This is a genomic window from Romboutsia sp. 13368 (assembly GCF_018336475.1).
In the GTDB taxonomy this organism is placed as follows: Bacteria; Bacillota; Clostridia; order Peptostreptococcales; family Peptostreptococcaceae; genus Romboutsia.
The window spans coordinates 1,529,406-1,530,232 of the sequence record NZ_CP048741.1 but is presented as its reverse complement, the minus strand read 5'-3'; the positions used below and the strand labels follow the sequence as shown (position 1 = coordinate 1,530,232).

Below are 827 nucleotides of genomic sequence, written 5' to 3'. Positions count from 1 at the left end.
CAAAATGGATATATGAAAATATATTAGATAGTACAACTATAATAATACATTAAGTTGATTAATTAAATAATAAATGGTATAAAAAAATGAAAAAAGCATCAAATAGTGCTTAATATATATGGCTAGGGCATAGAATTATGTTCTAGCTTTTTTAGTATAATAATTAAATTTAAAGATATTAGGAATTTTTTTAGAACAGTCATTAAGTACCAACAATTTTAATATTATATAGTATAACTAGTTAGGGGGTGAGTTTATGGACAGGGGAAAGAAAAATAATAAAGGTAGATTTGGTATAAATGGATATATACGACAAAGTAATGAAAAGCATATAAAAGTAATTAACAAAATGATGAGATCTGAAGAAAAAGTTACATTTAAAAGTATATGTAAATACTTTTGGTCATTAATGGTTTTAGGTATAAATTGGATGGTTTATAAAAAAGTATTTGTAATGTTATTAACAGTTATGGTTTTAGTAGGAGCATTAGTCTGGTCACCAATTTTAGGAATTATACTTTGCTTACTTGCCCCTATAGGTTTAGGAATATATGGAAAACGTTTCCATGCTGATGTTACAAGTAAATATGAAAATATTGAAAAAAGTGACAAGCAAAGACTTTTAATTCCTTCATCATTAGTAATCGTATGGATATTAATTATATTTGTAGCTATATTATTAATATTKRATAAAGGTTAATCCAAACTATAAAGAAATTAATGTAAAAAATAATTTAAAAGATGAAGATTCAATATTTAATCACTACAAAAAACTAATACAAATTAGAAAGCAAAATGATGTTATAGTATATAGTGATTTTAAATTA

At 23.2% G+C, this 827-nt stretch carries 2 protein-coding genes; both read left to right on the top strand.

The window, feature by feature from the left end; all coding sequences use genetic code 11:
- Positions 1-256: 256 nt before the first annotated feature.
- Positions 257-700 carry a hypothetical protein gene (locus tag G3997_RS06170; RefSeq protein ID WP_296644493.1) on the top strand — a complete coding sequence of 148 codons (444 nt, stop codon included), beginning with the start codon at positions 257-259 and terminating at the stop codon, positions 698-700.
- The coding region (locus G3997_RS11935) for an alpha-amylase family glycosyl hydrolase (protein WP_442971267.1) at positions 690-827 on the top strand (138 nt) is incomplete at its 3' end. The genes G3997_RS06170 and G3997_RS11935, both read left to right, overlap by 11 nt.